Source organism: Sphingomonas crusticola (assembly GCF_003391115.1).
GTDB classification, from domain to species: Bacteria; Pseudomonadota; Alphaproteobacteria; order Sphingomonadales; family Sphingomonadaceae; genus Sphingomonas_I; species Sphingomonas_I crusticola.
The window spans coordinates 2,956,634-2,982,530 of the sequence record NZ_QTJP01000001.1 but is presented as its reverse complement, the minus strand read 5'-3'; the positions used below and the strand labels follow the sequence as shown (position 1 = coordinate 2,982,530).

At 64.5% G+C, this 25,897-nt stretch carries 16 protein-coding genes; 9 read left to right on the top strand and 7 right to left on the bottom strand.

The genetic code is table 11. The features are described from left to right. Positions 1-16: 16 nt before the first annotated feature. The 3 genes from DX905_RS14075 (at position 17) to DX905_RS14065 (ending at position 4,081) form a co-directional block, all read left to right on the top strand. Complete coding sequence (locus DX905_RS14075; protein WP_116091904.1) at positions 17-2,377, top strand: TonB-dependent receptor; 2,361 nt, start codon at positions 17-19, stop codon at positions 2,375-2,377. A 50-nt stretch (positions 2,378-2,427) separates the two neighbouring features. After that, positions 2,428-3,669 (top strand): spinster family MFS transporter, encoded by a 1,242-nt coding sequence (locus DX905_RS14070; RefSeq protein WP_116091903.1) that lies wholly within the window; start codon positions 2,428-2,430, stop codon positions 3,667-3,669. Between the two features lie 85 nt (positions 3,670-3,754). After that, a complete protein-coding gene (locus DX905_RS14065; protein WP_116091902.1) occupies positions 3,755-4,081 on the top strand; it encodes a hypothetical protein in 327 nt (108 codons plus the stop codon). Positions 4,082-4,099: 18 nt separating this feature from the next. Here DX905_RS14065 and DX905_RS14060 read toward each other — a convergent pair whose 3' ends face one another. Both DX905_RS14060 and DX905_RS14055 read right to left on the bottom strand, forming a co-directional pair. Further along, positions 4,100-7,078, bottom strand: coding sequence for a glycosyl hydrolase family 28-related protein (locus tag DX905_RS14060; protein ID WP_116091901.1), 2,979 nt, complete (start codon positions 7,076-7,078; stop codon positions 4,100-4,102). Between the two features lie 25 nt (positions 7,079-7,103). Then, on the bottom strand, positions 7,104-8,027 hold the full coding sequence (locus tag DX905_RS14055; RefSeq protein WP_240320864.1) for a VOC family protein: 924 nt from the start codon (positions 8,025-8,027) through the stop codon (positions 7,104-7,106). 106 nt (positions 8,028-8,133) lie between these two features. On the opposite strand from DX905_RS14055, the gene DX905_RS14050 reads away from it, so the two are divergent. Next, the gene (locus DX905_RS14050; RefSeq protein ID WP_240320863.1) at positions 8,134-9,315 is read left to right on the top strand and encodes a Gfo/Idh/MocA family protein; all 1,182 of its coding nucleotides are present in this window, start codon (positions 8,134-8,136) and stop codon (positions 9,313-9,315) included. A 23-nt stretch (positions 9,316-9,338) separates the two neighbouring features. Here DX905_RS14050 and dgcA read toward each other — a convergent pair whose 3' ends face one another. The 4 genes from dgcA to DX905_RS14030 all read right to left on the bottom strand — a co-directional run bounded on the left by dgcA (position 9,339) and on the right by DX905_RS14030 (position 15,365). Continuing rightward, positions 9,339-10,343, bottom strand: coding sequence for an N-acetyl-D-Glu racemase DgcA (dgcA, locus tag DX905_RS14045; protein WP_116091900.1), 1,005 nt, complete (start codon positions 10,341-10,343; stop codon positions 9,339-9,341). A 6-nt stretch (positions 10,344-10,349) separates the two neighbouring features. Continuing rightward, a complete protein-coding gene (gene dgcN, locus DX905_RS14040) occupies positions 10,350-11,381 on the bottom strand; it encodes an N-acetyltransferase DgcN (protein ID WP_116091899.1) in 1,032 nt (343 codons plus the stop codon). A gap of 90 nt (positions 11,382-11,471) precedes the next feature. Beyond that, positions 11,472-12,356 (bottom strand): LysR family transcriptional regulator, encoded by an 885-nt coding sequence (locus DX905_RS14035; protein WP_116091898.1) that lies wholly within the window; start codon positions 12,354-12,356, stop codon positions 11,472-11,474. A 96-nt stretch (positions 12,357-12,452) separates the two neighbouring features. Further along, positions 12,453-15,365, bottom strand: a complete 2,913-nt coding sequence (locus DX905_RS14030; protein ID WP_240320862.1) for a TonB-dependent receptor plug domain-containing protein — start codon at positions 15,363-15,365, stop codon at positions 12,453-12,455. Between the two features lie 494 nt (positions 15,366-15,859). Here DX905_RS14030 and DX905_RS14025 point away from each other — a divergent pair, with 494 nt between their 5' ends. Beyond that, complete coding sequence (locus tag DX905_RS14025; protein WP_116091896.1) at positions 15,860-18,247, top strand: penicillin acylase family protein; 2,388 nt, start codon at positions 15,860-15,862, stop codon at positions 18,245-18,247. A 76-nt stretch (positions 18,248-18,323) separates the two neighbouring features. On the opposite strand, the gene DX905_RS14020 is transcribed toward DX905_RS14025, so the two are convergent. After that, positions 18,324-19,007 (bottom strand): TetR/AcrR family transcriptional regulator, encoded by a 684-nt coding sequence (locus DX905_RS14020; RefSeq protein WP_116092574.1) that lies wholly within the window; start codon positions 19,005-19,007, stop codon positions 18,324-18,326. A 254-nt stretch (positions 19,008-19,261) separates the two neighbouring features. Between DX905_RS14020 and DX905_RS14015 the strand changes: the two genes are divergently transcribed. From DX905_RS14015 to DX905_RS14000, 4 genes are all read left to right on the top strand, one after another. After that, the gene (locus DX905_RS14015) at positions 19,262-20,530 is read left to right on the top strand and encodes a serine hydrolase domain-containing protein (protein WP_116092573.1); all 1,269 of its coding nucleotides are present in this window, start codon (positions 19,262-19,264) and stop codon (positions 20,528-20,530) included. Between the two features lie 125 nt (positions 20,531-20,655). Beyond that, complete coding sequence (locus tag DX905_RS14010) at positions 20,656-23,301, top strand: TonB-dependent receptor plug domain-containing protein (RefSeq protein WP_240320860.1); 2,646 nt, start codon at positions 20,656-20,658, stop codon at positions 23,299-23,301. A gap of 176 nt (positions 23,302-23,477) precedes the next feature. Beyond that, entirely contained in the window at positions 23,478-24,410 is a 933-nt protein-coding gene (locus tag DX905_RS14005) for an SDR family NAD(P)-dependent oxidoreductase (RefSeq protein WP_240320859.1), read from the top strand. After that, positions 24,395-25,873, top strand: a complete 1,479-nt coding sequence (locus DX905_RS14000; RefSeq protein WP_116091894.1) for an AMP-binding protein — start codon at positions 24,395-24,397, stop codon at positions 25,871-25,873. Before DX905_RS14005 ends, DX905_RS14000 begins: the two co-directional genes overlap by 16 nt. The last annotated feature ends 24 nt before the right edge of the window (positions 25,874-25,897 follow it).

The following is a 25,897-nucleotide window of genomic DNA, read 5'->3' as shown; positions in this document are numbered from 1 at the left end:
CGAAGGGGAGAGGATTATGCGTTTTACCGCCATCTCGATTCGCGCGCTGTTGATCGGAGGCGCGAGCCTCGCGGCGATGTCCGCACCCGCTCTTGCGCAGGCCAGCAACGCCGATGCGACACCGGTCGTCACGACCGCCGACGAGGCGGGCGGCGCTACCCAGGAGATCGTCGTCACCGCGCGGCGTCGGGAGGAAAGCCTGCTGAGGGTGCCGGTTGCGGTCACCGCTTTCTCCGCCCAGAAGCTCGAAATGTCCGGCGCGGTCGACCTGACCGATATCCAGAACACCACGCCGAACACCACCCTCAAGGATGCGCGCGGCACCAATTCGACCCTGGCCGCCTTCATTCGCGGCGTCGGCCAGCAGGATCCAGTCCCCGGATTCGAGGCCGGCGTCGGCATCTATCTCGACGATGTCTATCTCAACCGTCCGCAGGCGGCCGTGCTCGACGTTTACGAAGTCGACCGGATCGAGGTGCTGCGCGGGCCGCAGGGCACGCTCTACGGCCGCAACACGATCGGCGGCGCGATAAAATATGTCACCAAGCGGCTGCCCGATCATTTCGAGGTCAACGTAAAGGGGACCTACGGCTCGTACAACGAGGCGGACGGCGTGATTGGGGTCTCGACGCCCATCGGCGATAGCGGTTTCAAGATCGGCGTGTCGGGCGCGCGGCTGACGCATGACGGCTTCGGCGAGAATACCAACCTGCATATCGACAATTATAACAAGGACGTCTGGGCGGGCCGCGGCACGCTCGAATTCCAGTCGCCCGACAAGCGCCTGTTCGTGCGCATCACCGGCGATTACACCGACGACAAATCCAACCCGCGCAACGGCCACCGCCTGATCCCCGGCCTGTTGTCGGGCGCGCCGGTGCAGGACGATGTCTATGACACGCGCGCGGGCCTCGTGATCCCAAAGCAGCGGGTCAAGGGCGGCGGCCTGTCGATGTCGGTTAGCGCGGACCTGACCGACAATGTAACCTTCCGCAGCATCAGCGCCTATCGCAAGGATACCTCGCACGCGCCGATCGATTTCGACGCTTTGCCCGCGGCCGACGTCGACGTTCCGGCAATCTATCGCAACAACCAGACCAGCCAGGAATTCCAGCTTCTCTACAAGAGCGACAAGCTCAACGGTATCATCGGCTATTATTATCTCGACGCCGAAGCCTCGACCGGGTTCGGCGTGCTGCTGTCGACCACGCTTCCGGGGCTCAATGCTTATACCGCCGGCGACGTGCGGACCCACACCCACTCGGTCTATGGCGATTTCACCTATAGCTTCACCGATCGGCTGAGCCTGTCGCTCGGCGGCCGCTACACCTGGGACCAACGCCAGAGCCACGTCTTCAAGGCCAATTATATCGGACTGACCTCCGAATTCGGCGGCAACCCGGCTTTGTTCGGCCTGCCCTCGACCAATTTCGAGGGTGGCGCGAACTTCAAGAAATTCACGCCGCGAGCATCGCTCAGCTTCCAGGTCACGCCCGATCAGATGGTGTATGCGTCCTATTCGCAGGGCTTCAAGGGCGGCGGCTTCGATCCGCGTGGCTCGGGCACCTCCGCGCCCAACACCGACGGCGTCCCGGGGATCAGCTATCAGGAAATCTACAATTATCTCCTGTTCAAGCCCGAGACGGTGAAGAGCTACGAGATCGGCTGGAAGGGCGCCTTGTTTGATCGCCGCCTGACCTTCGCCGCGGACGGCTTTTATTCCGATTATTCGGACGTGCAGATTCCCGGCTCGGTCGGTTGCGTGATCGGTGGCGTGCAGAGCTTCTGTGGCATCACGACCAACGCCGCCAAGGCAACGATCAAGGGCGCCGAGCTGGAGGCTAACGCCATCCTCGCGCGCAATTTCGCCGGGGCCGGGTCGAATGCCTATTTCAACACGACGCTGGGTTATATCGACGCGAAATATAAGCGCTTCATCGGCCCTACCGGCGTCGATGTGTCAGATGTCCGTGTATTCCAGAACACGCCACACTGGACTGTCAGCGGCACGCTCGGGGCTGGCCTTCCGATGGGCGCGGGCACGCTGACTGGATCGGGCACCGCCTCCTACCGCAGCCTGACGCATCAGTTCGAGACGGCGAGCCCGTTCCTCGACCAGAAGCGCTACACGCTGTTCGACGCCAATCTCGTCTACAGCTTCCACGGCGGGAAATATTCTCTCGGCATCCACGCCAAGAACATCACCAACGAGCATTACAAGACGTCGGGCTACCAATATATCGCCTCGACCATCGCCGGTGTGCCGATCCTGAATGCGCAGGGCCGCTATACGCCAACGCTCGGCAAGGAAGGGATCGCCACCGCTTTCTATGGCAATCCGCGCCAGGTGCTTGCGTCCTTCACCGCGAAGTTCTGAAGTCCACGGCCGGGCGTGATCCGCCCGGCCGACTTTGCGGAGGCAAACGGATGCGCACGGACACCATGGCAGGCAGGGCGTTCGTGCTGGCGATGCTGCTGATCGTCTACACGTTCAACTTCCTCGATCGGCAGGTGCTCGGCATCCTCGCCGGCCCGATCAAGGTCGAGCTCAACCTGACCGACACGCAGCTCGGCATGCTCGGCGGGCTTGCCTTCGCCATCCTCTATTCGACGCTCGCCATCCCGTTCGCGTGGGTGGCGGACCGCACCAAGCGGACGTGGGTGATCACCGCCTCGCTCGCGGTGTGGAGCGGGTTTACCGCCTTGTGCGGGGCGGCGACCGGCTTCGGGCAATTGTTCCTCTACCGGCTCGGTGTCGGTGTCGGCGAGGCGGGTGGCGTGGCGCCGTCCTATGCGCTGATCTCCGAAGTCTTCCCGCCACAGCAGCGCGCGCGGGCCCTGTCGATCTACTCGCTCGGCATCCCGCTCGGCGCCGCACTGGGCGTGCTGTTCGGCGGCTATATCGCGGCGACGATCAACTGGCGGTCCGCTTTCGTTGCGGTCGGCATTGCCGGGCTGGCATTCGTGCCGATCTTCGCGCTGACGGTACGCGAACCCGTCCGGGCGGCACGCGCCGCGAAAGCGCCGATTGATCGCAGTGTTTTCCGCATCCTCGCCGCCAAGCCGAGCTTTTGGCTGCTGGCGTTCGGGGCGGCGTCGAGCTCCATGCTCGGCTATGGCATGGGCTTCTGGCTGCCGTCGCTGATGAAGCGCTCGTTCGGGATGGAGCTGATCGCCGTCTCGCATTTCTACGGGCTGCTGCTGCTGATCGGCGGGATCCCCGGCGTGCTGATCGGCGGTTGGCTCGCCGACCGCGCCGGACGTAGCGGCAAGTCCGGCTATGCGCGCGTGCCGGGCATCGCCTTCCTGGCCGCAGTGCCGCTATTCGCGGCGGGTATCCTCAGCCATTCGGCCACCCTCGCCTTCCTGCTATTCCTCGTGCCACAGGGACTGGCCTATATGTGGCTCGGCCCGGTGCTGACCGCCGTCCAGCATCTCGTCCCCGCCCCGATGCGCGCGACCGCCTCGGCCAGCTTCCTGCTGATCAACAATCTGATCGGTGTCGGCTTCGGCGCAATGACGATCGGCAAGCTTTCCGACCTGCTTACGCCCAGCCTGGGCGATGGGGCGCTGAGGATGGCGTTGCTCGGCTCATTGGTTTTCTACGTCATCGCCGGCCTGCTGATGCTGATCGCCGCACCCCGCCTGGCCAACGACTGGATCGACTAGATCCGGCGCCCCCGCAGCTGACACGCACACAGCCTATCGGATCGATCCCCGCGTCAGACCGTTTGCGCGAGGGAAAAGGACGATCATGCTATTCGTAGCCGCATCGATATTGCTGGCCTTTCTGGTCACGCTGGGCTCGGCGCGTTGGCTGACCCTCCATGCTACCGCACGCTCTGCTTCCTCGCAGGTCATGCTGGCCGCGCTCAGCTTCCCGCTGGTCGCGCTCGCGCTGTTCGTAGTGGCGGTCTGCGTGGCCCTGATCAGCATGTCGCGCGGCCCTGATCTCCCCGGTCAATCGGAGGGCATGCCGATTTTCGCCGCGGTGTTCTTTCTCATCTATGCCTGGGCGATCGGCGCCATTGTCGGCCTGCCGACGGCCATCGTCGCCGTCAGGATGTTCCGCCCCGGGTGATGGCCGATGCGACGGTGATCAGATCGCCACCGCATACAGCGCATGATGTGCGAAGATGTAGAGCGTCCGGCGATCCTTGCCCCCGACGACCAGCTGGATCGGCCGCTCCGGCACCGGGATCTGGGTCAGCTCCTTGCCGTCGGCGCCGTAGACGAACACCTGTCCGTTCGCGACGAACACCTTGCCGTCCGGTCCGACGGCCACGCTCTCGCCACCGCGCTCCGCGAAGACGCGAAGGTCGGTGACGGTGCCGCCCTGCCCGACCAGGCCGTTATAGGTGCGGTTCTCCGAGCCGTTGGTCAGGAACACGCGTTCGCCCGGCTTGGCGGTGACGAAGCCCATCGCATCCATCGTGTCGGAGAAGCGCCAGTCGCCCTGCCGGAATGCGCGAAACGCCGGCAATACCAGGCTGCCGTCCGGCGAGACATATTCGCGTGCCTTGGGCTCGGCCATGCCGCGAGCGAACTGCTCGGCGAGCGTAGAGTAAAGATAGGTCGTTGGATCGAGCTGGTCCTTGAACTCGCCGTCATTCTTCCAGACATTGCCCGGCAGCGCGACGGTGACGTTGGTGCGCACCTTGGCCGGCGTCGGCGGAATGAAGGTGATGCGGTCCGCCGGCTCGTCCGGCTTGAAGCTGTAGACGGTCACTTCCGGCCCTTGCGGCGACAGAACCATGACATTGCCCGATTTGTCGATCGCGAGGTTGACCGGGTCGAGCGGATTGTCGCGCACGATCTCCAACCCCTTCTCGCGCGTCCAGCGGTAGATGCGGTTGAACCGGTGTTCGACGAAATAGAGCGTGCCGTCCGGCGCCACCGCCCCGCCCGAGATCGAATAGAAGCCGTCCGCCAGTTTCTCGACCGCTCCCATCCCCGGCAAGGGCGCGGGCGGCGCGGCCACGGGCATCGCGTCCTTGACATCCAGCACCGCGAATTCGCGCTCGCGCACCTCCCACTTGCGGGTGACATCGGTGATGGCATTTTCGAACGGGAATTTGCTGGCGCGCAAATAGGGTGCGCAGCCATTCTCGTCGCACATCGCATAGCCGCTCTCGGCATTGGTATGGAGGTTGCGGAACCGAATGTCGGTCGAATTCTGCAGGCGCACCGCGGTCACCGCCGGCTTGGGCGAGCGCGTCACGCGATAGGCATGATAATTGGCAAACAGGATGTTGCGCGAATTGCGCACGTCGAGCCCATTGGCGTCCGAACTGTCGCGCACTTCCTCTTCGGTCTGCGGCGCCAGGAATTCCCAATTCTCGACGCCGTCGAGGACGATCTCGTTGCGGCCATGATGCTCGTTGGAGAGTTCGTAGACATGCCCCGGCGTCTTGGTGTTGGAGACGAACAGCCCCGCCCACCCATAGGGATGCGGCAGCCAGATATTGGCGAAGGTGCCGCCGCCCCCGTCCGTCACCCACAGGCTGGGGTTCTGGCCGTCGACGCGCGCGCCGGGCACGCGTTCGGTGAATTCGCGCGGCGTTCCGCCCCCGCCCTGGAACTTGACGTCGTTGACCATCGATTCCGCGCCGGCCTTCCACAGCAGGCCGGTGACGCGCGGATTGGTGACGCCGGTATAGATGCCGATCCCACTCATGATCGCATTGCCGCCCTTGGCGGTCTCGATCATGGCCTTGGGCGCGCCGGGCCCGGCATAAGCCGGGCTGTTCTCCGGCAGGTAGATGGCGGTCCGCGTCGGGTGCAGGCCAACCAGCACGGTATCCGGCCTCAACCGCAGCGTGTCGCTGATCGGATATTGACCCGTCGGGAAGTAGAGCACGCGGTGGCCGTCGATCGCCTTTTGCAATGCAGCGGTATCGTCGGTCTGGCCGTCGCCCTTCGCGCCGAGATCATGGACATTGGCCCAGGTGGTCGTCGCGGGTAACGGCGCGATCGCACGTTTGGGCTTTGGCAGCGCGCTTAGCGAGTCCGCCTGCCAATTGGTGCGGATCGTCCCCATCGCGTTGATCGTGTCCAGCGTCAGACCATAGTTGAACGCCTTCACCCGATAGCGCGCGCCCTTCCCCGCTAGCGTCCTGCCGCTTTCGCGGAAGCGCGCGAAGGTCGGCACGTTGCTGGCCAGCGCATTTTCGAAGCCGATCTGGGTGAACACGCTCTTCTCGGCGCTGATCACCACCGCAGCTTTGGAGATATTCTCGAAGCGAACATCCTTGCCCCACAGCGAATCCGAATAGCCTTCGTCGATCTCGATCCCGACCGGCGTGTTGCGGATCGACACGTTCGCCATGCTCAGATCGACCTCATGCTCGCGGATCGCCGCGTCGCGCTGCCCGTCGAACGAGGAATCGAGCAGGGTGAATTGCCATGCGGGCGAGGTCTTCTCGGTGATGATGCCATAGCGTCCGCCGTGGAAGTGCACGTCCTCCATCACGTTGCCGGCAAGATAGACGCCCGCCAGGCCTGAACCGAGATTGAACTCCATGTGGCTCAGGAAGGTATGTTGCGCGACGTGGAAACGTGCCACCACCGCGCCGGCATTGCCGTCGCCGATCTCGAAATCGATATTCGTCATCGCGGAATAAAAAGTGCCCGAATTGGCATCGAACGTTTCCGGGTTGAACGGCACCGCGGTCGCGACGGGGAAGGGCGGCTTCTTGTTGCCATAGGCATCGTTGCCGGTGAACACGAACATCGTGGCGATGCCCTTGTCGAAGCCGGGTGTATTGGCGCCCAGCACGATTACCGGCCGGGTCTTGCCGATCCCGAAGATCCGCACCGCCGGCGGGATGAGGATCGAGCGCGTGATGCGATAGCGCCCGGCCGGCAGGAACACGATGCCGCCGCGCGCGCGCTCGCCGCCGGCCGCCGTATCGATCGCGGCCTGGATCGCGGCGGTGTCGTCCGCGCGCCCGTCGCCCACGCCCTTTACCAGCACCGCGGCCGGGTCGTTCGGCAGCGTGGTGAAGACCGAATTGGTCGCCGCCGACGCCATGACGGGAGCGGCCAGCAATGCCGCCGCGATCAGCTTCGTCTTCATCGAAAATCCTTCGCTTGCGTCGGGCTTACTTCTCGGGATCCTGCCCGGTGAAGGGCGAGCAGCAGGGTTTGCCGATCGCGTGGAATTCCATGATCTCGGCGCGGGTGCCGTCGGGATCGAGCAGGTTGAGCTGCCATTTGGCGTCGCGCCCGATCTTCGGCACGCCCTGCTGGTCCTTCAGCCGATCGCCGTTCCACAGCATCGTATAGGCGTCGCGCGTATTGGCGACGCCGAGCGAGAAATGGTTGAGCACGCCAAGATCGGCGGCCTTCATCGTGGGCGGGATACCCACTGTGTCGGGCGTGCCGACCACCATATATTCCAGCCAGTCGGTCCCGTCCGGCACCTGCAGCGAAATCCAGCTCGGATGATCGTCCCGCATGCCGCCAAACCAGTAAGGCCGGAAGCCGAGCACATCCCGCCAGAAGGCGTCCTGGTTGGCACGATTGTGAATGATGAAGCCGACATGGATGATGTGGCTCGACAGCGGATTGGCCGGGATTGCCGGCGGTGCCGCGGGCGGCTGCACGAACTGGACGCGATTGCCTTCGGGGTCGGTCACGTCGAACCACTTGCTGCCGTCGGCGGCGCTGGTCGCATGTGCCGGAACCTTGACCTTGCGTGACGCGAGATACGCCCGCATCGCCTCCGCATCGGCGGTGTTGTAGGCGACATGGTCGAGCCGGTTGATCGAGGGCGCGCCCGGCGGCAGCGGCAGCAGCTCGACGAACTGCAGCGGGCTGAAATAATAACGCGCGCCTGCCGGATTTTCCGGATCCGCCATCTTAACGGCGCCCAGATCGTGGACGTAGAAGGCCTCGCTCCTGGCCGGATCGGCGGCATAGATCGCCAGATGCGATACCGAAGTCAGCGGCGGTCGCACCGGGGCGGCAGCCGAAGCGGCGCCGGTCGCGAGCAGGGCCAGGGTCAAAGCCATCGCGCGCTTCATCGTCTCTCCTCTGCCGCTCGCTTCTGCGATCGTTGTTACCGCAAACATACCGGCTTATGCTCGCGCCGCCAGCCCTACAAAGGTCGGGGGGCGAAGGAGGACGAGGATGCCGCAGGAAATTTCGCGCCGCACATTGATCGAGCTTAGCGTCGCCGGCACCGCCGCCCTCGCCGCGGCTGAAGCGCGCGCGCAGCGCCGCCCCGCTTTGCCCAAGGATCAGAAGATCGGCTTCGCCGTCGTCGGACTCGGCAAATTGTCGCAGGGGCAGATCATCCCCGGTCTGCGCAGCGCCCGGAGCGCCAAGCTGGTGGCGGTCGTCAGCGGCCATCGCGACAAAGCGGCGCGGATCGCGGCGGCCGAGGGGCTGCCCACCGACGCCATCTACTCCTACGAAGATTATGACCGCATCGCCCAGGATCCGCGCATCCAGGTCGTCTACATCGTGCTGCCGAACGCCATGCACGCCGAATATACGATCCGCGCGCTCAAGGCCGGCAAGCATGTGCTGTGCGAGAAGCCGATGGCGACAAGCGTCGCCGATTGCGAGGCCATGATCGCCGCCGCCAAGGCCGCCAACCGCAAGCTGATGATCGCCTATCGCTGCCATTACGAACCCAAGAATCTGGAGGCGATGCGCCGCATCCGTTCCGGCGCGCTCGGCAAGCCGCGGCTGGTCGTGACCGATATGGGGCGTCAGGCCGATCCCAGCGACCCATCCGACGCATGGCGCCTCGACCGCAAGCTGGCCGGCGACGGCGCGCTCGGCGATATGGGCATCTACGGCGTCAACGCCTCCCGTTACCTGCTGAACGAGGAACCGGTCGAGGTTCGCGCCTGGGGCAATACGGACAAAAGCGACCCGCGCTTCGCCACCACCGACGATCTGATCGCGTGGCAATTCCGCTTCCCGTCCGGCGCCATCTGCAATGGATCGACCTCCTTCAATTATAACGCGACCATGTCGTTCGAAGTGTGGGGGGAGAAGGCGCGGATCCGTGCCGACCCCGGCGCTTTCTACGGCGGCAACCATTTCGCCATGGTCGACGGCGGCAATCTCAAGGAGATCGACACGCCCGAGGTCGATCAATTCGCCCGCGAGATGGACTGGATGGCCGACGTGGTGCGCGGCAAGGCGCCACTCGTATCGCCGGGCGAGGAAGGCTTGCAGGACGTGCGGCTGATGAAGGCGATCACGGACTCGCTCGCGCGGGGCGGTGCGCCGATCAGTACCGACTGGGGCTATAAACGCGCGGTCGATCCGGCGGCGGTGGTCGATATCGTCGCGTGACGGCAGGGATGGCCGGGCGCCTCTTATTGCGCCGCCCGTGCCTCTCCCCAGAAACCCGGCTGGGGCGCGCTGAGCCAGCCGTTGCGGCTCGTCACGCCGCCTTCCCGATCCCGGCTCAGCCACAGCGGGCCGTCGAGATCGGTGAACAGGCTTCCCACCGCGATCATCAGCGCCGGCGCGATCGAGAGCGACGAACAGATCATGCACCCGGTCATTACACCCAGCCCGCGCTGCCGCGCCTCTCGGGCCAGTTCGAGCGCGGCGGTAAGCCCGCCCGTCTTGTCGAGCTTGATGTTCACCACAGCATAGCCGTCGGGCAGGGCCTCGAGGTCGGCCGTGACATGCACCGATTCATCCGCGGCAATCGGGATCGCCGAGACGAACCCGGCAAGCGCTGAATCGTCCCCCACCGGCAAAGGCTGCTCCAGCAGGTCGACCTTCAGCTCCACCAGCAGCTGCTGCAACCCGCTGACCTCTTCGATCGTCCAGCTTTCATTGGGGTCGACGATCATGCGCGGCCGGGGCGCGGCGGCACGGACGGCCCGTAGCTGCGCCGCCGGGTCGCTGCGGTCCACCTTGACCTTGAGGAGCGGCACATCGACGAGCGCGGCGGCAGCCGCGCCCATATGTTCGGGCGTATCGAGGCCGACGGTCATCGCCGTCGCAATCTCGGGCAGCGGACGCTGCAAACCCAGCATGGTCGCGACATCGCTGCCGGCGAGCCGCGCCTCCAGATCCCACAGCGCGCAGTCGACCGCGTTGCGCGCGGCACCCGCCGGCATCAACTGCAGCAATTCCTCGCGTCCGGCGCCGCGTTCGATCGCCGAGCGCACGGCATCGATCGCCCCGATCGTGGTTTCCACCGTTTCGCCATAGCGCGGGTAAGGCACGCACTCGCCACGCCCGATCGAACCGTCTTGCTCGATCTGCACGGTCACCACCTCGGCGGCGGTCTTCGTACCGCGCGAGATACGGAATGGTGTGCTTAGCGGAAAAATCTCAGGCAGCGTCGAAAGCGTGCGGTGCATGTCAGGTCAGGCCATTGCTTTGGCGGCAGGGATAGCCCGCTCGTCCAGCAGCATGTCGAGGATGGTCTCGACGCCAAAGCGGTATGGATCGGAACAGGGCAAGCACAGGTCGTCTGCCGTTCGGGCGCAAAGCGCAAGGGCCTCACCCTCCGAGAGGCTCGACGTGTTGAGCGCGACGCCCACCGCCCTCACCTGCGGGTTGGTCAGTCTCGCCACCTGAAGATTGGCCTCGAGACATTCCACCAGACCCGGAAGGCCGAAATGCGGCAGGCCCCGCATGTGGCGCCGGGCAGGATCGTGACATAGCACCAGCGCATCGGGCTGCGCGCCATGGAGCAATCCCGTCGAGACCCCCGCAAAGGAGGGATGGAATAGCGACCCTTGGCCCTCGATCAGGTCCCAGCCGCCGTCGTCCCGCGCTGGTGAAAGCTGCTCGATCGCGCCGGAAATGAAGTCCGCGACCACCGCGTCGAGCGGCACGCCGCTTCCTGCGACCAGGATGCCGGTCTGGCCGGTCGCGCGAAAGTCCGCCTTGATGCCGCGGCGGGCCAGCGCGTGCGCCAGGCATAATGTCGTGTACATCTTGCCGACTGAACAATCCGTCCCGACTGCCAGCAGGCGCTTGCCGGCACGGGGCTTGCCATTGCCCACGGGAATGCCCGGCTGCGGGTCGCGCACGTCGTGCAGCGTGCGGCCAAGGCGCCGCGCGGTCTCGACGAGGCGCGGTTCGTCCTTCAGTCGCTGGTGCAGGCCGGAGGCAATGTCGAGGCCTGCCTCCATCGCCGCGACGGCATCGGTGACCAGATCATCGCCGAGCTTGCCGCCGGCATTGGCCACACCCAGGATCAGTGTGCGCGCTCCAGCGGCGAAAGCCCCCGCGAAATCCATACGCGGCAGGCCGAGGGTGAGACCGCAATCGTCGTGGCGGAACTCGCCGACGCAGATTTCCGGCCGGAACACGGCCAGCCCGCGCGACGTCTTGATGCCGGCCTCGTCGTTAGAATGGCCAAGATAGAGAAGGTAAGGCGTGGCGATCATGGGAGAGCCTGCATTGGTAAGAGCGCGAAGCCTTATCGCCGGGTCGGGGCGAGCCCCAATTCTTAGCGCCATCGCCCCTATAGCACGGGGCTATAGCTCATCGATGACGCTTGCGAGCAGATCCAGAAATTCCGATGCCGTTCGCGTCGGCGGGCGATCCGTAAGATAGACCGCGTTGATATCGAATGTGATCGCCGGTTGAAGCGGACGCGAGGAAAGGCCGTGGGTGAGCGACGCCTGCGCCGTGAAATTATCGACGATCGCCATGCCCACGCCGGCACGGACCAGTGCCGCGGCGACATAATAGGTACGCGCCGACACGACCTCGTCGAGCACGACGTCCAGACCATCCAGCTCGCTCGATAGCATCCGCCCGATCGGGCCGCCCTGCATCGGGCTGATGAACTTGCGCTCGCGCAGCTCGGCCAGATGAATGCGGGGAGGTGCATCGGGAAAATCCTGCTCGCGATAGAGCACGACCAGTTCGCCCTCGCCGATCACCTGATGGCTGACCGGCGCCGTCGCCGGCACTTCGTAGCTGATCGCGATGTCCGTCTCTCGCTCGTATAATTTCCGGACCATCTCGTCATGGTGGAGCGTCTGCAGATCGAACAAGACGTCCTCATGCGCCTGCATGAAGGCCGCGACCGCCTCTGGAATGGCGCGCAGTCCCAACGAGGGCAGCGCCGAGACCCGCAGCAGGCTGCCGCGGCCAAGCCGCATATTGTGACAGGCCTGCCGCAGCGAGCGCACGCGATCCTGGATGTCGGAAACCTCGGCGAACAAGGCGCGCGCATCCTCGGTCGGGATCAGCCGGCCGCGCGTGCGTTCGAACAGCGACAGGCCGATCGAGCTTTCGGCATGGCGCAGCACTTTGGTCACCGAGGGTTGCGACACGTTGAGCGAGCGCGCCGCGGCGCTTACCGTGCCGTGCAGGTAGACCGCGTGGAAAACTTCGATCTGGCGCAGGTTCATTCGCGGCCTTCCTGATCATGCGCACCCGACAGAATAAGGGCGCCGTACGGCATTTCGCCGCACGACGCCCTTATCAAGCCGCGCCGATGAGCGATATCAACGCAGCTGGAAGCGTACCCCGACCCGGAACGTACGCCCCAGCAGATCGGAATAGGTGCTGTTCGCGGCAAGGCCGGTTTCCGGCACCAGCAACGGCCCCTTGTTGAAGATGTTGGTCACGTTGAGGAAGACTTGCGCGTCCGACGAGCCGCCGAAGGGGATCTTACGCGTGAGGTTGAGGTCGACGTAGAACAGCCCCTTCACATGATTGTTGTCATAGGTGTTGAACTGCGTGCCCGTAAGAATGGGACAGTTCGTCTGGCAGACGATGCCACCCGCATCATATTTGCCGGAGCTCACGCCACGCGCCACCGCGGTGATCGTGGTATTGGGCGTGTCGTAGGTCGCGCTGAAGTGGAAGATCCACTTCGGCGTGCTCGTCTGGCCGCCATTCACGCCGACGCTGTTGAGCGCCACCGTACCGACAATGCCCTGATCGATGATGTTGTCGATGTAGCGGGTCGCCTGGCCGCGCAACGTCACGCTGTCCACGTTACCCAGCGGCTGCCGATAGGAAGCCTCGAAATCGATGCCGCGGACCAGCTGGCGCGTGAAGTTGAACGGCTGGCTGCGGAACAGGATGCGCGTCGCGTTGCTCGGATCCTGCGTAATTGCTGCGCAATATTCCGCACGTCCGTCGGCGCAGCGATTGATGATCTCCTGCGCGCTGAGGCTGCCGATCACGTCGCGCATGTCGATGCGGAAATAATCGACCGAGGCGTTGAACCGGCGCAGGAAGCGGGGCGAGAAGACCGCCCCGATATTCCACGAATTCGCCTTTTCAGGCTTGAGGTCCCGGTTACCCAAAACTGTCGCCGAATAGGAAATGCTCGACGGATAGACGACGCCGTTCGGTCCGGCTCCGGGCGCGAACGGATTGCGTACCGAGTCGCTGTTCGACGCACCCGCTTGGTACAGTTCGTTGAGGTTGGGCGCCCGGATGTCGCGCGAGCGCGTCACGCGGAAGCGGATGTCCTCGATCGGCTGCCAGGTCGCACCCGCCTTCCACGTCGTGACGTAGCCAGAGGTCGAATAGTCGGTCGCACGCACCGCGCCGTTGAACTCGATGCCAAGGCCGAGCGGCACCACCGTCTCGAAATAGGCTTCCTTGACGTTATACTTGCCGTTGGTCGGCAGATAGTTTCCGACCGACCACAAATTGGTGGTCGAGTTCGGGCCGACGGTCGGCCGGAACGCGTCGGGGACGGAGCCCCTGATCTTCTCTTCGCGATATTCGCCGCCAACTGCGACGCTGACGTCGCCGGCCCAGGTGGCGAATGGCGTCACCGACAGATTGGCACCGGCGACCTTCTGTTCCGCGATCTCGTCGCGATAGGGGTTGCCGAGCACATAACCGAACGCCGCAGGGTTGGCGACGCCCAGACCCAGGCGGTTGAGCGGCACGCAGCTCTTGTCGTCGTTGGTTGTGCTCGCGTCGACATTGATGCGGCACACGATCGATCCGGCGGCATAGCCGCCCGTATTGCCCGCCGCCGCGAACACCGCGTCGGTCGCGTTCAGCATCTTCTGCGTGTTCATCACGTTGGTCAGCTGCTCGCGCAGCTCGGCGCGGCCATATTGGGCGTAGATGTCCCAGTGGGACGAATTGCCGAATGCCTGGAAATCACCCTGGGCGCCGACGACATAGCGTTGCACCTTCCGGCGGTTGTCCACACCGCGATAAGGGAGATCCGCCGCCGTGGTGGCCAGCGTCACCGTGTTGATGCCGGCCAGGCGCGCCGCACCCAGCGTGTTGATCAGGAAGGCGTTGTCGCGCTGGAGCGTGATGCCCGTCGACAGGTTCGGACCGGCATTGAACTTGACTTCCTGCCGGTTGAACGAGGCCTCACCGAACAATTCGACATGCTCGGCGAGCTCGTAGCTCAGCCGGCCATAGAAGCCGTAGCGATGGTCCTGCGGCAGAAGGCCGATACGGCGGCCGGAATCGTTGACCTGCCAGTCGCCCCCCTGCGTCAGCGACGGTGCCGAAGCCCCGGTCGGTGACGGATAGGTCAGCGCGCCATATTGGAACTGGTTGATAGAACCGTTCGCGCCGAAATAGATGCCGCGCAGGCGGTTGGCGGTGCCGCCGGTCGAGCCGGTGATCAAGCCGCCCGGGGTGGAGTTGGCCGCACCGACCTGACGCCGGATCAGGAATTTGGGCGTGGTGCTGGTCGCGGTCCAATTGGGGTCCTGGATGCGCACATAACCGGTCGCGTTCCAGGCGCGATCCACCTCGAAGATGCCGTCCTGGTGGGCGAGCTCGGCATTGAGCAGGATATGGGCACGCCCGCCGGCGAACGACTTTCCGGCAGTGGCGCTGAAGGAATAATTGCCGCCGTCGCCATAGGTGGTGACGCCGCTGTCCCCGGTGACCCGCAGACCTTCATACTTCTTGTCGAGGATGAAGTTGACGACACCGGCGACGGCGTCCGAACCATAAGCCGCCGACGCACCACCCGTGACGATCTCGACGCTCTTCACCAGCGCCTGCGGAATGGTGTTGATGTCGACCAGCCCGGTGATGGTCGAGCCGACCGAGCGGCGGCCGTCGATCAGGACCAATGTGCGGATCTCGCCCAAATTGCGCAGGTTGAGCGCGTTGATGCCGGCCTGGCCGCTGCTCAGATTGAGGCGCGAATTGGCCGGCCGGGTCGATCCTGCGAGCGCCGGCTGCTGGTTGATGAAATCGGCGATATTGTTGGTCGGCGACTGGTTCTGGATTTCGTCCCTCGTCAGCACGGCGAGCGGCGTCGGCGACTGGAAGCCGCTACGCGCCACGCGGGTGCCGGTGACGATGACCTCGCCCTGCGAATCCTCGCTGGCGGTCGCGGTCGCCGGCGCTTGCGTGGATGTTGTCGCGCTCTGCGCGAACGCTGGCGCGCTGTGAACGAGGGCCAAAGCCGTCATTGCCAGGCCGGCCGTGTAATGGCTGCCAAACCGCGGATGAATTCGCCGGAAAATACGCATCTTGAAAGACCCCCTTTGGCTCGCATCGGGCCACCTCCGGAGCTATGCCCGGCGTGCGGTCATGAGACCGGCAAAGCCCGCTGCGAAAAATGTGCAGCACCTGATGTCCCACCTGATAACTTACGGAATTGTCCGGGTAAGCCGTTGGTGGCCCTTATTCCCGTCATCCCTGTTTTTTGGACGCGACCCACCCGATCGTGTCAGTTCCAAGACAGCGAGGCTACAGGGCGGCGGCAGGCGGTCAATAGCCTGAAGCGACTTTAATTTTTCTCGGGTATAGCCTGAGGGAATGGCAGATATATCCGTCCCGCTTCGTGGGAAAATCGTCCGGCCGATAACTCGGGGTTATGGAATATGGCCGGCTTGCTATGCGCCGTCGACCAACGCACTCCGATAGACCTCGATTTCATCGTCACCATCGTTTGAGGCTCCGGATGATTCAGCGTCGTGCGTTCCTGTTGGCGTCGGCAGCGCTGCTGTCGCTGGAAGGCACCGGTGTCGCACGGCTGATCCGCAAAGCCCCTCTCGGCCGGGGGGGCACGATCCGCCTCCCCGGCGCTTATGCCCCGATCGAGATCTTGGAGGATGCCATGGGCATCCCCCACATCCGCGCGCAATCCAAGCATGATGCCTTTTTCGGTCAGGGTTATCGCGTCGCCTGCGACCGGCTGTTCCAGCTCGATCTGTCCAATCGCCGCGAGCAGGGGCGCATGGCGGAAGCGTTCGGCCCTCGCTTCGTCGCTGCTGACCGTGCCTCCCGCCTGTTCCATTATCGCGGTGACGTCGATGCCGAGCTCGCCGCATTGCCGGCGGAGGTGCTGGAATGCGCGCGCGGCTATGTCGCCGGCATAAATGCCCGCATCGCGGAGGTTGAAGCCGACCCTGCTTTGCTGCCGCTCGAATATGGCATTTTGGGTGTCATGCCGCTGCGGTGGGATGTACGCGACCTGGCGCGCGTGCGTGGCGGCGGCATGGGCGACGCCGACGACGAGGTGCGCCACGCTGTGCTGCAGGCGCGCGGACTGCTCGAATATGACCAGCTGATGGATCCGCTGCGCCCGGCGTGGAAGTTCACCGTGCCCGAGGGCCTGGACTGCACCGCGGTCACGGAAGCCGATCTCGGTCTGCTGCTCGACGACGCGCGACCGCTCCCGTTCGGCGAGATCAAGCTTGGCGCCTATGATCGCGAGCTCGACCGGATCGCGCTCGCCGCCCAGGGCAGCAATGCCTGGACGATCGCCGGATCGCGCACCGCCACCGGCCGCCCGATCCTGGCGAACGATCCCCATCTCTCGATCGGCGGCGCCAGCCCGCGCCATATCGCGCACCTGACCGCGCCCGGTCTCGACGTGATCGGCGGCGGGGAGCCCGGCCTGCCCGGCATCATGCAGGGCCATACCGATCACTTCGCCTTCGGCCGCACCAATTTCCACATCGATCAGACCGATCTCTTCATTCTGCGCACCCGCGACGACGATCCCGACCAATATTGGCACGACGGTCGATGGAAGCGGTTCGAGACGTTCGAGGAGGAGATTGCGGTCAAGGGCGCCCCGCCCGAGCGCGTGACCCTGCGTTATTCGCAAGGACGCCCGATCGTCTCGCAGGATCCGGCGCGCCACCGCGCGGTCGCCTTCGCCACGGTTTCGATGCTGCCCGGCGCCAACATGCGCTTCGCCATGATCGCCATCAATCTGGCGCACGACTGGGCGTCGCTGCGCCAGGCGTTCAAGCTGCACGTCTCGCCCACCAACATCCATTATGCCGACGTCCACGGCAATACCGGCTGGCACGCGGTCGGCTTCACGCCCAAACGCCCGCGCCACGACGGGCTGTTTCCCGCCCCCGGCGACGGCAGCTACGACTGGACCGGCATTCTCAAGGTCGAGGAGATGCCCAACATTCTCAATCCTCGGGAAGGCTGGTTCGCGTCCGCCAACCAGATGAACCTGCCCCCGGACTATCCGTACAGGGAGCGCATCATCAGCTTCAGCTGGAGCGATTCCTATCGCTACGACCGCATCGCCGAGGTGCTGCGCGCCCAGCCCCGCCACCGGCTGGAGGACAGCGTCGCGCTCCAGCACGACGTGCAATCCTTGCCGGCGCGCGCGCTCGTGAAACTGCTGCCGGCGAGCCCCTCGCCTGCGGCCGCGCCTGCCGCCGCTCTGCTGAGGCGGTGGGATTGCGGCATCGAGGCCGATAGCGCCGCCGCCCTGCTCTACGAGCTGGTCATGCCGGAACTGTCCTCGTCCTTCCGCGCGCTGGTGATCCCTCCAGCCGCGCAGGACCTGATCAAGTCGGTCAGCCTCTCCCAGATGTTGAAACTGCTCGCTGATCCGGATGCACGCCTTGGCAGCAATCCGGTCGCCGGGCGCGATGCGCTGATCGACGCAGCCCTCGCCGCAGGCTGGGCCAAGGCAGTCCAGCTGCGTGGTCCGGATCCGGCCCAGTGGAAATGGGGCGATCTCCACCACGTGACGATCGCGCACCCGCTATCCGTCCTCCCGCCGATCGCGGCCGCCTTTCCAAAGATAGAAGGCGGGCGTTCGGGCGGAGACGGAACCACCGTCATGGCGCGCGGCGTGAACCCCAAACGCAGCTTCGACGTCATGCACGGCGCGAGCTACCTGCTCGTGGCCGATGTCGGCGCGTGGGACAATTCACGCGTCCTGCTGCTCCCCGGCCAGTCGGCCGATCCGCGCTCGCCGCATTATCGGGATTTTTACCAGGACTGGCTTGCCGCCCGCACTCATCCTCTATGGTTCAGCAAGGCGGCGGTCGATGCCCATGCGGTGGAGCGGAGCATCATCGTCCCGGCCTGAACAAGCGTGCGCCAAAACTCGCGGACCGGGCGATCGCCGAGGCGACGACATGCTGGGCTCACGCCCGGCGAGATATCTACGAATCCTGCCCGCATATCGCGTGGAGCCCGGCAGCCATGAATTTGGCGAATCTGCGCTTGATCGCCTGAAAGTCCTCCGATGAGCACAACCCCTCGGAGAGGCGATCGATACGCCCCGTCCGCGACAGGCTTAAGGTGTAGGCGCCGGAGGTAAAATGAAACCCCCAAAGAAGGTCCTCGCGCCGCGCATGCGGCAGGGCTTTCTGAAGGAGGCCTATCAGGCGGATCACCAGCGGATCGAAGGACAGATCCATATTCTCCGCCCCGTAGCCAGGCGCGTTATTGACCTGCGCGAACAAGCGACCAAAATTCCGCCAGCCCTCACCGCCGTTGCTGTAGGCGTCGAACGCGCCCGTATAGAAAGCATCCAGCGCGCCTTCCGCAGTCGGCTTGTCGCCAACCTCGCGCTCATAATCGTCCAGCGCCTTCGTTCGCGTAGCCACCGCGTCCCGGACGCGACGTTCGAAAACCTTGTCGAACAGCTCGCGCTTACCGTCGAAATAATAATGTATCAGGGCGGGATGCACGCCGGCACGATCCGCTATGTCGGCGATCGTCGGGCCAAAGAAGCCCAATTTCGAAAACAGCTCTTCGCCCGCGTCCAATATTTGCTCGACCGCCGCGGCGCGCTGCTCGGCCTTGGTTTTACGGCTCGTGGAAACCTTTGGCGATGGAGGCATGAGCTCGTCCCGTCCTGGTGCGACGCCCGCACCGTGCAGCGACCGCGACCCGCCTCCCAACGGTGGGGCGGCCCCGCTTCGCGGTCAAGCAATGCTGCCCGAAAAAGATCTTTATTAATACATTAATGAACTTGACGCACCCGGACAGGCCCCGCTACCTACTCAGCCACAAAAGAGCACCTGCCCGGCGTCCGACTCGACGCTGAGGAATGGGCGCCGGCGTTCAGGAGAAGGTCCGGGTGTCGAAAAGACCGATGTTGACGACTTTGGTCGTTTTCCTATTGGCATTTGGCGCCAACCAGGCGCCGGCCAGGGCTATGACGGGCCCCTCGGCCGCCGGCAAAAATGCGCAGCTGCAGGCACTGCAGGCATTGCTCGATTCCTATGTCGCGGCCGGCAAAGCGGCCGGGATCGTCGCCGCGATCGGCCAGGACGACGCCCCTCCGACTTTCGTATCGGCCGGCCGCCTCAGCGATGATCCTGCCGCGCCCGCGGCCGGTCCGGACAGCCTGTGGCGCATCTACTCGATGACCAAGCCGATCACGGCTGCGGCGGCCATGATCCTGGTCCAGGAAGGCAAGCTGAAGCTTGACCAGCCGATCAGCGACTTCATTCCCGCCTTCAAGACGATGCGCGTGCTGGACGCGCCCGCGACTTCCCTCGCCAGCCATCCTGCAACGCACCCCATTACGATCCGCCATCTTCTGACCCACACGAGCGGTCTCGGCTATCAGATCATCGGCACCGGCCCCCTGCCTCGGGAGTATCAGCGCCTCGGCCTGCTTGGCGGCCGTGCGGACGCCGAGGCGAGCAAGGCCCAGCCCAAGACGCTCGAGGCGTTCGCCAATCGCGTGGCGACCGTGCCTTTATTGGCCGAGCCGGGAACCGAGTGGAATTATTCGATCAGCCTCGACGTCCTCGGCCGCGTCATCGAAGTCGCCTCGGGCGTCCCGTTTGATCGCTTCGTCGACACGCGGCTGCTCAAGCCGCTCGGCATGAATTCGACATATTGGACCGTGCCGCGCGCCGACGTCGGCCGGATGTCGACGCTCTACTTCTGGCAGGGCGATCACCGTGTTCCGCTCGAAACCGGTGCTGGTACGGACTGGCTCCACCCGCCGCTGGTTCCCTATGGCGGCGCGGGATTGGTGTCGTCGGCGCGGGACTATGACCGCTTTCTTCGGATGCTTGCCGAAGGCGGTTCGCTCGACGGCGTGCGCGTCCTGAAACCCGAGACCGTCAAGCTCGCGCTGTCGAACTTGCTGCCGCCGGGCGTGCATGTGGTCAACAATGTCACGCCGGCTCCCCTCGTCGCCGAAGGGTTCGGCGCGGGCGGATCGCTCTATCTCAACGACGTTCCTGACGGCGTGGGTGCCGGAACCTTCGGCTGGTTCGGCGCGGCCGGCACAGTCGCTTTCATAGATCCGAAAAATAAAACCAGAGTTACCGTGATGGTGAACTATTTTCCAGCGCGAAAATGGCCGCTCTATAGCGACGTTATTAAATCGATTTACTCAAAGTAAAGATAATAAAAATGATCTGCTGTTCAGCGCAATAGCAGACAATTTATCAAAGAGAGGGATGTACGGCAATGTCTTGGAAAGCAGGTAAGCGCGTCCTATTAACCGGCACGTCGGCTGTGGCCATCATGCTCCTGTCAGCCGGCCCAGCCTGGGCGCAGGCGTCGAGCGCGGCCGGCGATGGCAGCGGCTCGACCTCGAACGCACCCGTTCCGCAATCCGGCGCCGATGGCTCCGCCCCGACCGATACGCCGGCGGAGATCGTGGTGACCGGCACGAGCATTCGCGGCACGCCCCCGGTCGGGTCCAATCTCATCAGCGTCACGAGCGACACTATCCGCACCATCGGCGCGAATACCACGCCCGATTTGCTCGCAACCGTGCCGCAGCTCAACAGCTTCAACACCGCCCCCAAGCGCGAGGGAGGCGGTGCCGGGGCGTTCGCGCCCGGTCTGCGTGCCTTGCCCGCCACCGCGACCCTCCCCCTGCTCAACGGCCATCGTCTGGTCGCCAGCGGCACCAACGGAACGGCCCCTGACTTTCCGTTGCTCCCCGAACTCGCAATCGAGCGGGTCGAGATTGTCGCGGACGGTGCCTCGGCAATCTATGGCTCGGATGCGGTCGCCGGTGTGGTGAACTTCATAACCAAGAAACGCGCGAACGGCGTCGAGACCTCGGTCCGTTACGGCATGGCGGACGATTACCATACGTTCAGCGCCAGCGCGTTGGCCGGCAAGGATTGGGGAAGCGGGTCGATCGTCGCCTCGTACCAATATGCCGAGAACGGCAATATCACAGGCGGCGACCGCACCCATCGCGTGCAGGATTTCCGGCCTTATGGCGGCGTCGACACCCGTTCGACGACGTGCCCCTCGCCCAACGTTCTCGTCAACACGACCGCCTATCTCGTCAATTATGCGGCTCCCGGTCTCGCGCCGAATACGAAGAATTATTGCGATGCGGGCGCGGTGACCGACCTCGTCCCGAAAACCCACCTGCACAGCGCGTTCCTGACCGCACATCAGGATCTGGGCGATCGCGTCACATTGTGGGGCGACATTCTGTATTCGGATCGAAAAGATTGGGTCCAGGCGCCGCCACCGCCCGCCGCCTCCGGCGTATTACTTTACAATATTCCCGGCTTTTCGGTGAATCCGTTCTTTCGGACGCCGCCGGGAAGCGGCGCAACCGCGGAATACGTCCTTTATCGCACCGACAATCTCTATGGTGCCGACCATATCAATAATTTCTTCCGTATCCGCGCGGGTAATTCGTCTGCCGGCGTCGACGCCAAACTGGTCGGGGACCTGAAACTCAGCGTCTACGGCATCTACGACTGGGCCAAGAACGAGTCGTACCTGCCCGCCGTCAATCCGGCGGCGCTTGCTGCCGCCGCCAGCGGTACCACCACTGCCACAGCGCTCGATCCCTTCGGAAACGGTACTTCCCCGGCGGTTGCGGCGGCGATTACCGACTATGCCGGCGATCTCACCGTCGATCAGCGCATCTATCTGGGCGCGGCCAAGATCGATGGATCGCTCCTCGATCTCCCGGGTGGTCAGCTCAAGATCGCGGTGGGGGGCGAGTATCGGCGGGAAACGTTCAAGCAGCGCGGGATTTACGGCGGCGCCGCCGTGCCCGAAAATCTCGGCCGCAACATCGCCTCGCTCTATGGCGAGCTATTCGTGCCGGTTTTCGGTGCCGCCAATGCGGTGCCGTTCCTGCAGAAGCTCGAGCTGTCGCTGTCCGGCCGCTACGACCATTATAGCGACTTCGGGTCCACGACGAACCCGAAGATCGGGATCAATTGGGATCCCGTGGGCGGCCTCACGATCCGCGGCACTTACGGCCGCTCCTTCCGCGCACCCGGCCTGCGTGATGTCGGTGCGACGGTCGGCGCTTATTATTTCAGTGCCGCCAACTTGCCGGCGCTCGGCTTGTACGATCCGACGCGCGCAACCCAGGTCGATACGATCGTTCTCTATGGCGGCAACCGGGGTCTTCAGCCGGAAAAGGCCCGGACCTATTCGATTGGGGCGGATCTGCATCCTGCCTTCCTGCGCAACTTGCGCGCGAGCGTGACCTTCTATGACATTCACTACACCAATGTGATCGGGACTCCCGCGGGCAGCGTCGCGTTCACCGATCCGACCTTCGCGGGCGTAATCTATCGCAGCCCGTCGGCGGCGCAGCTCGCCAACCTGCTGGCGCTCGCCGTACCGGTCAATTTCGTCGCCGCTTCGCTGCCGGCGATTGGGAATGCGCTCGACTTCCGTCAAGGCAATTTCGGCGTCCGCGATACCAACGGGCTGGATTTCGACGTGAATTATCGCCTGCCGACCAGTTTCGGCGCGATATTCGCCGGTCTCGCCGGCAACCATATTCTCAAGTTCGACACGCAGCTTTCGCCGACGGCCCCGGTCTCGAACCAGCTCGATCTTGGCCTCGCCAAAACGACCTTGCGGGGAACGTTGGGAACGCAGGCCGGCCCACTGAGCGTCGTCGGCTTCGTCAATTACCGCGCCGGCGTCACCGGATTGTACGCCACACCGACCGGGACGAGCGTCTATAAGGCCAATTCCTACACGACCGTGGACCTGCGGGCGACGGTGGCGCTGCCCAATGTCGGCCTCGCCAAGGGCGTTCTGTTGTCCCTCGAGATCAACGATCTGTTCAACAAGAGGCCGCCATTCTTCCCCGGCACCGATGGCATCGGCGGCACCTACAACCCGATCGGGCGCTTCGTTGCGCTCAACCTGCGAAAATCCTTCTGACCGGAGCGCAGGATCGTGACATTTGCTGTGCATACCCACCCTGCTGCGCGAGCGCGTGACGGCTCGCCGGGCCCCTCTTCCCCGGCGGGAAGAGGGGACGAGGCTTTCTTCGCTGCGCCGTTGCCGGGCAAAGCCGGAGCCGGTCTCGCCCTGGGGGCAAAGCCTGGCGAGGGACGGTGGTGATCGCGCCCGCCGAGGATGGTCGCGCATTGCCGCTGCGGGATCGGGTGGCGCTCATTACCGGCGCGGGCGGCGGGCTGGGCCGAGCGCACGCCCAGTTTCTGGCCAGCAGGGGTGCGAAGATCGTCGTGAACGATCTTGATCGAGCAGCGGCCGCGTCTGTTGCATCGGAAATCATCGCCGCCGGCGGCGATGCGATCGCCGTCCCGGCATCGGTGTCCGACGAGGCGCAAGTGGTCGCGATGGTGGATGAGGCCCTGCGGCGCTGGGGACGCATCGACATAGTGATCAACAATGCCGGCATCGTCCGCGACAAAAGCTTCGCAAAGATGAGCCTGGACGATTTCCGTCTCGTATTCGACGTGCACGTCATGGGTGCGGTGATCTGCACCAAGGCCGTGTGGGGCGCGATGCGTGACCGGAATTACGGCCGCATCGTCATGACGACTTCGTCCTCCGGGCTGTACGGCAATTTTGGGCAGGCAAATTATGGCGCGGCCAAGCTGGCGCTGGTCGGCTTGATGCAGACGCTCGCGATCGAGGGCGAGAAATATAATATCCGCGTCAACTGCCTCGCGCCGACGGCAGCGACACAGATGACCAAGGGCGTCCTCTTCGGCAGCGACGGCGATAAACTCGCGCCCGAACGCGTCAGCCCCGGCTTGCTCGCCTTGGTCGGCGAGCAGGCACCGACGCGTGCGATCCTGTGCGCAGGCGCCAGCCATTTCGCCTGTGCCAACATCACGCTTACCGACGGTCTCTTCATTGGTGCCGCGGCCGATGCGGATGCGCAGGTCATCGACCGCTGGGCGGAAATCGCGGATCGTCGCGGGGAGTCCGTCCCGGCGCACGCGCTCGTTCAATCCGAGCGCGAGATCGCCTCCGCCGCTTCTGATCCGCAGAATGTTGCTGAATGTCCATCCCGTTGAGCGCTGAAGACGGCGGCACTGTGCCGCTGAGCATGATCCTGGGTCATCATGCCGCCCGATCGCCCACCCGGGCTGCGCTCGTCATTGAGGATCGCGCGATAAGCTATTGCGAGCTCGATGCGCGATCCAACCGTCGCGCCCGCATGTTTGCGTCCCGGGGCGTGGGTTTCGGCGACTTCGTAACCGTCGCGCTTCCGAACGGGCTCGCTTTCTACGAGACCAGCTTCGCGATCTGGAAGCTGGGGGCTATCCCCAATATCGTCGCAGCCAAATCGCCGGTGCCGGAATTGCGGAGCATTCTGGACATCGTGCGGCCTCGGCTCCTGGTCGGCGACTTCGATCCGGACATCGGCGTCGAACGCATCGCGGCGGGCGAATTGCCGTCCGCCGACCTTTCGGACGCGCCGCTGGACCCCGTGATTTCACCGCATTGGAAGGCGATGACCAGCGGCGGTTCTACCGGCCGGCCCAAGGTGATCGTCGATCGCATGGCAGCGCAGTGGAATCCGGCCGAGGGCTTCCTTTGCCAGCAGCCGGGGGACACGGTGTTGAACCCCGGCCCGCTCTATCACAACGCGCCGTTCTACGTTGCTCATGCATGCCTGTTCGTGGGTGGCACGGTCGTGGAGATGAACAGGTTCGATGCGCGGCGCGCGCTCGATCTGATCGATCTGCATCGGGTCAACTGGGTCAATCTCGTCCCGACCATGATGCACCGCATCTGGCAATTGGGGCCGGACGTGCGCTCCCGCTACGATCTGTCCAGCCTGCGCATGATCCTGCACATGGCTGCGCCCTGCCCGGCATGGCTCAAGGAGGCCTGGATTTGCTGGCTCGGCGCGGAGCGGGTCTGGGAATATTACGGCACCACCGAGGGAACCGGATCGACCATGATCTCGGGCGCCGACTGGCTCGAGCATCGGGGGTCGGTGGGCAAGGTTCGCCCGGGCGCCGAGATCGCCATCCTCGACGAGCATGGGAGGCACTGCCCCCCCGGCCACATCGGGGAGGTTCATTTCCTCCCGGAACAGGGGGTCGGCTCGACCTATTATTACATGGGCAGCCAGGCCAAGCTCAACGGCGACTGGGAGTCCAACGGCGACTTGGGCTCACTCGACCAAGACGGATATCTCTATCTTGCCGATCGGCGCAACGATCTCATCATATCCGGTGGCGCCAACATCTATCCGGCCGAGGTCGAAGCCGTGCTGGATGCGCACCCGGCCGTCCGCACCAGTGCCGTGATCGGCCTGCCCGATGAGGAATGGGGCGCGCGCGTCCATGCGATCGTCCAACCGCTTTCCGGAGTGAAGCTCGACCAGGAGGAGCTGCTCGCGTTCCTGGCCGAGCGCCTGGCCCGCTACAAGCTGCCGAAAGAGATTGAGTTCACCGCCGAACCGCTGCGCGACGACGCCGGCAAAGTACGCCGTTCGGCGCTGCGCGACGAGCGCATCCCGGCATGACCTCCGCTTTGTCCCAAGGAATGC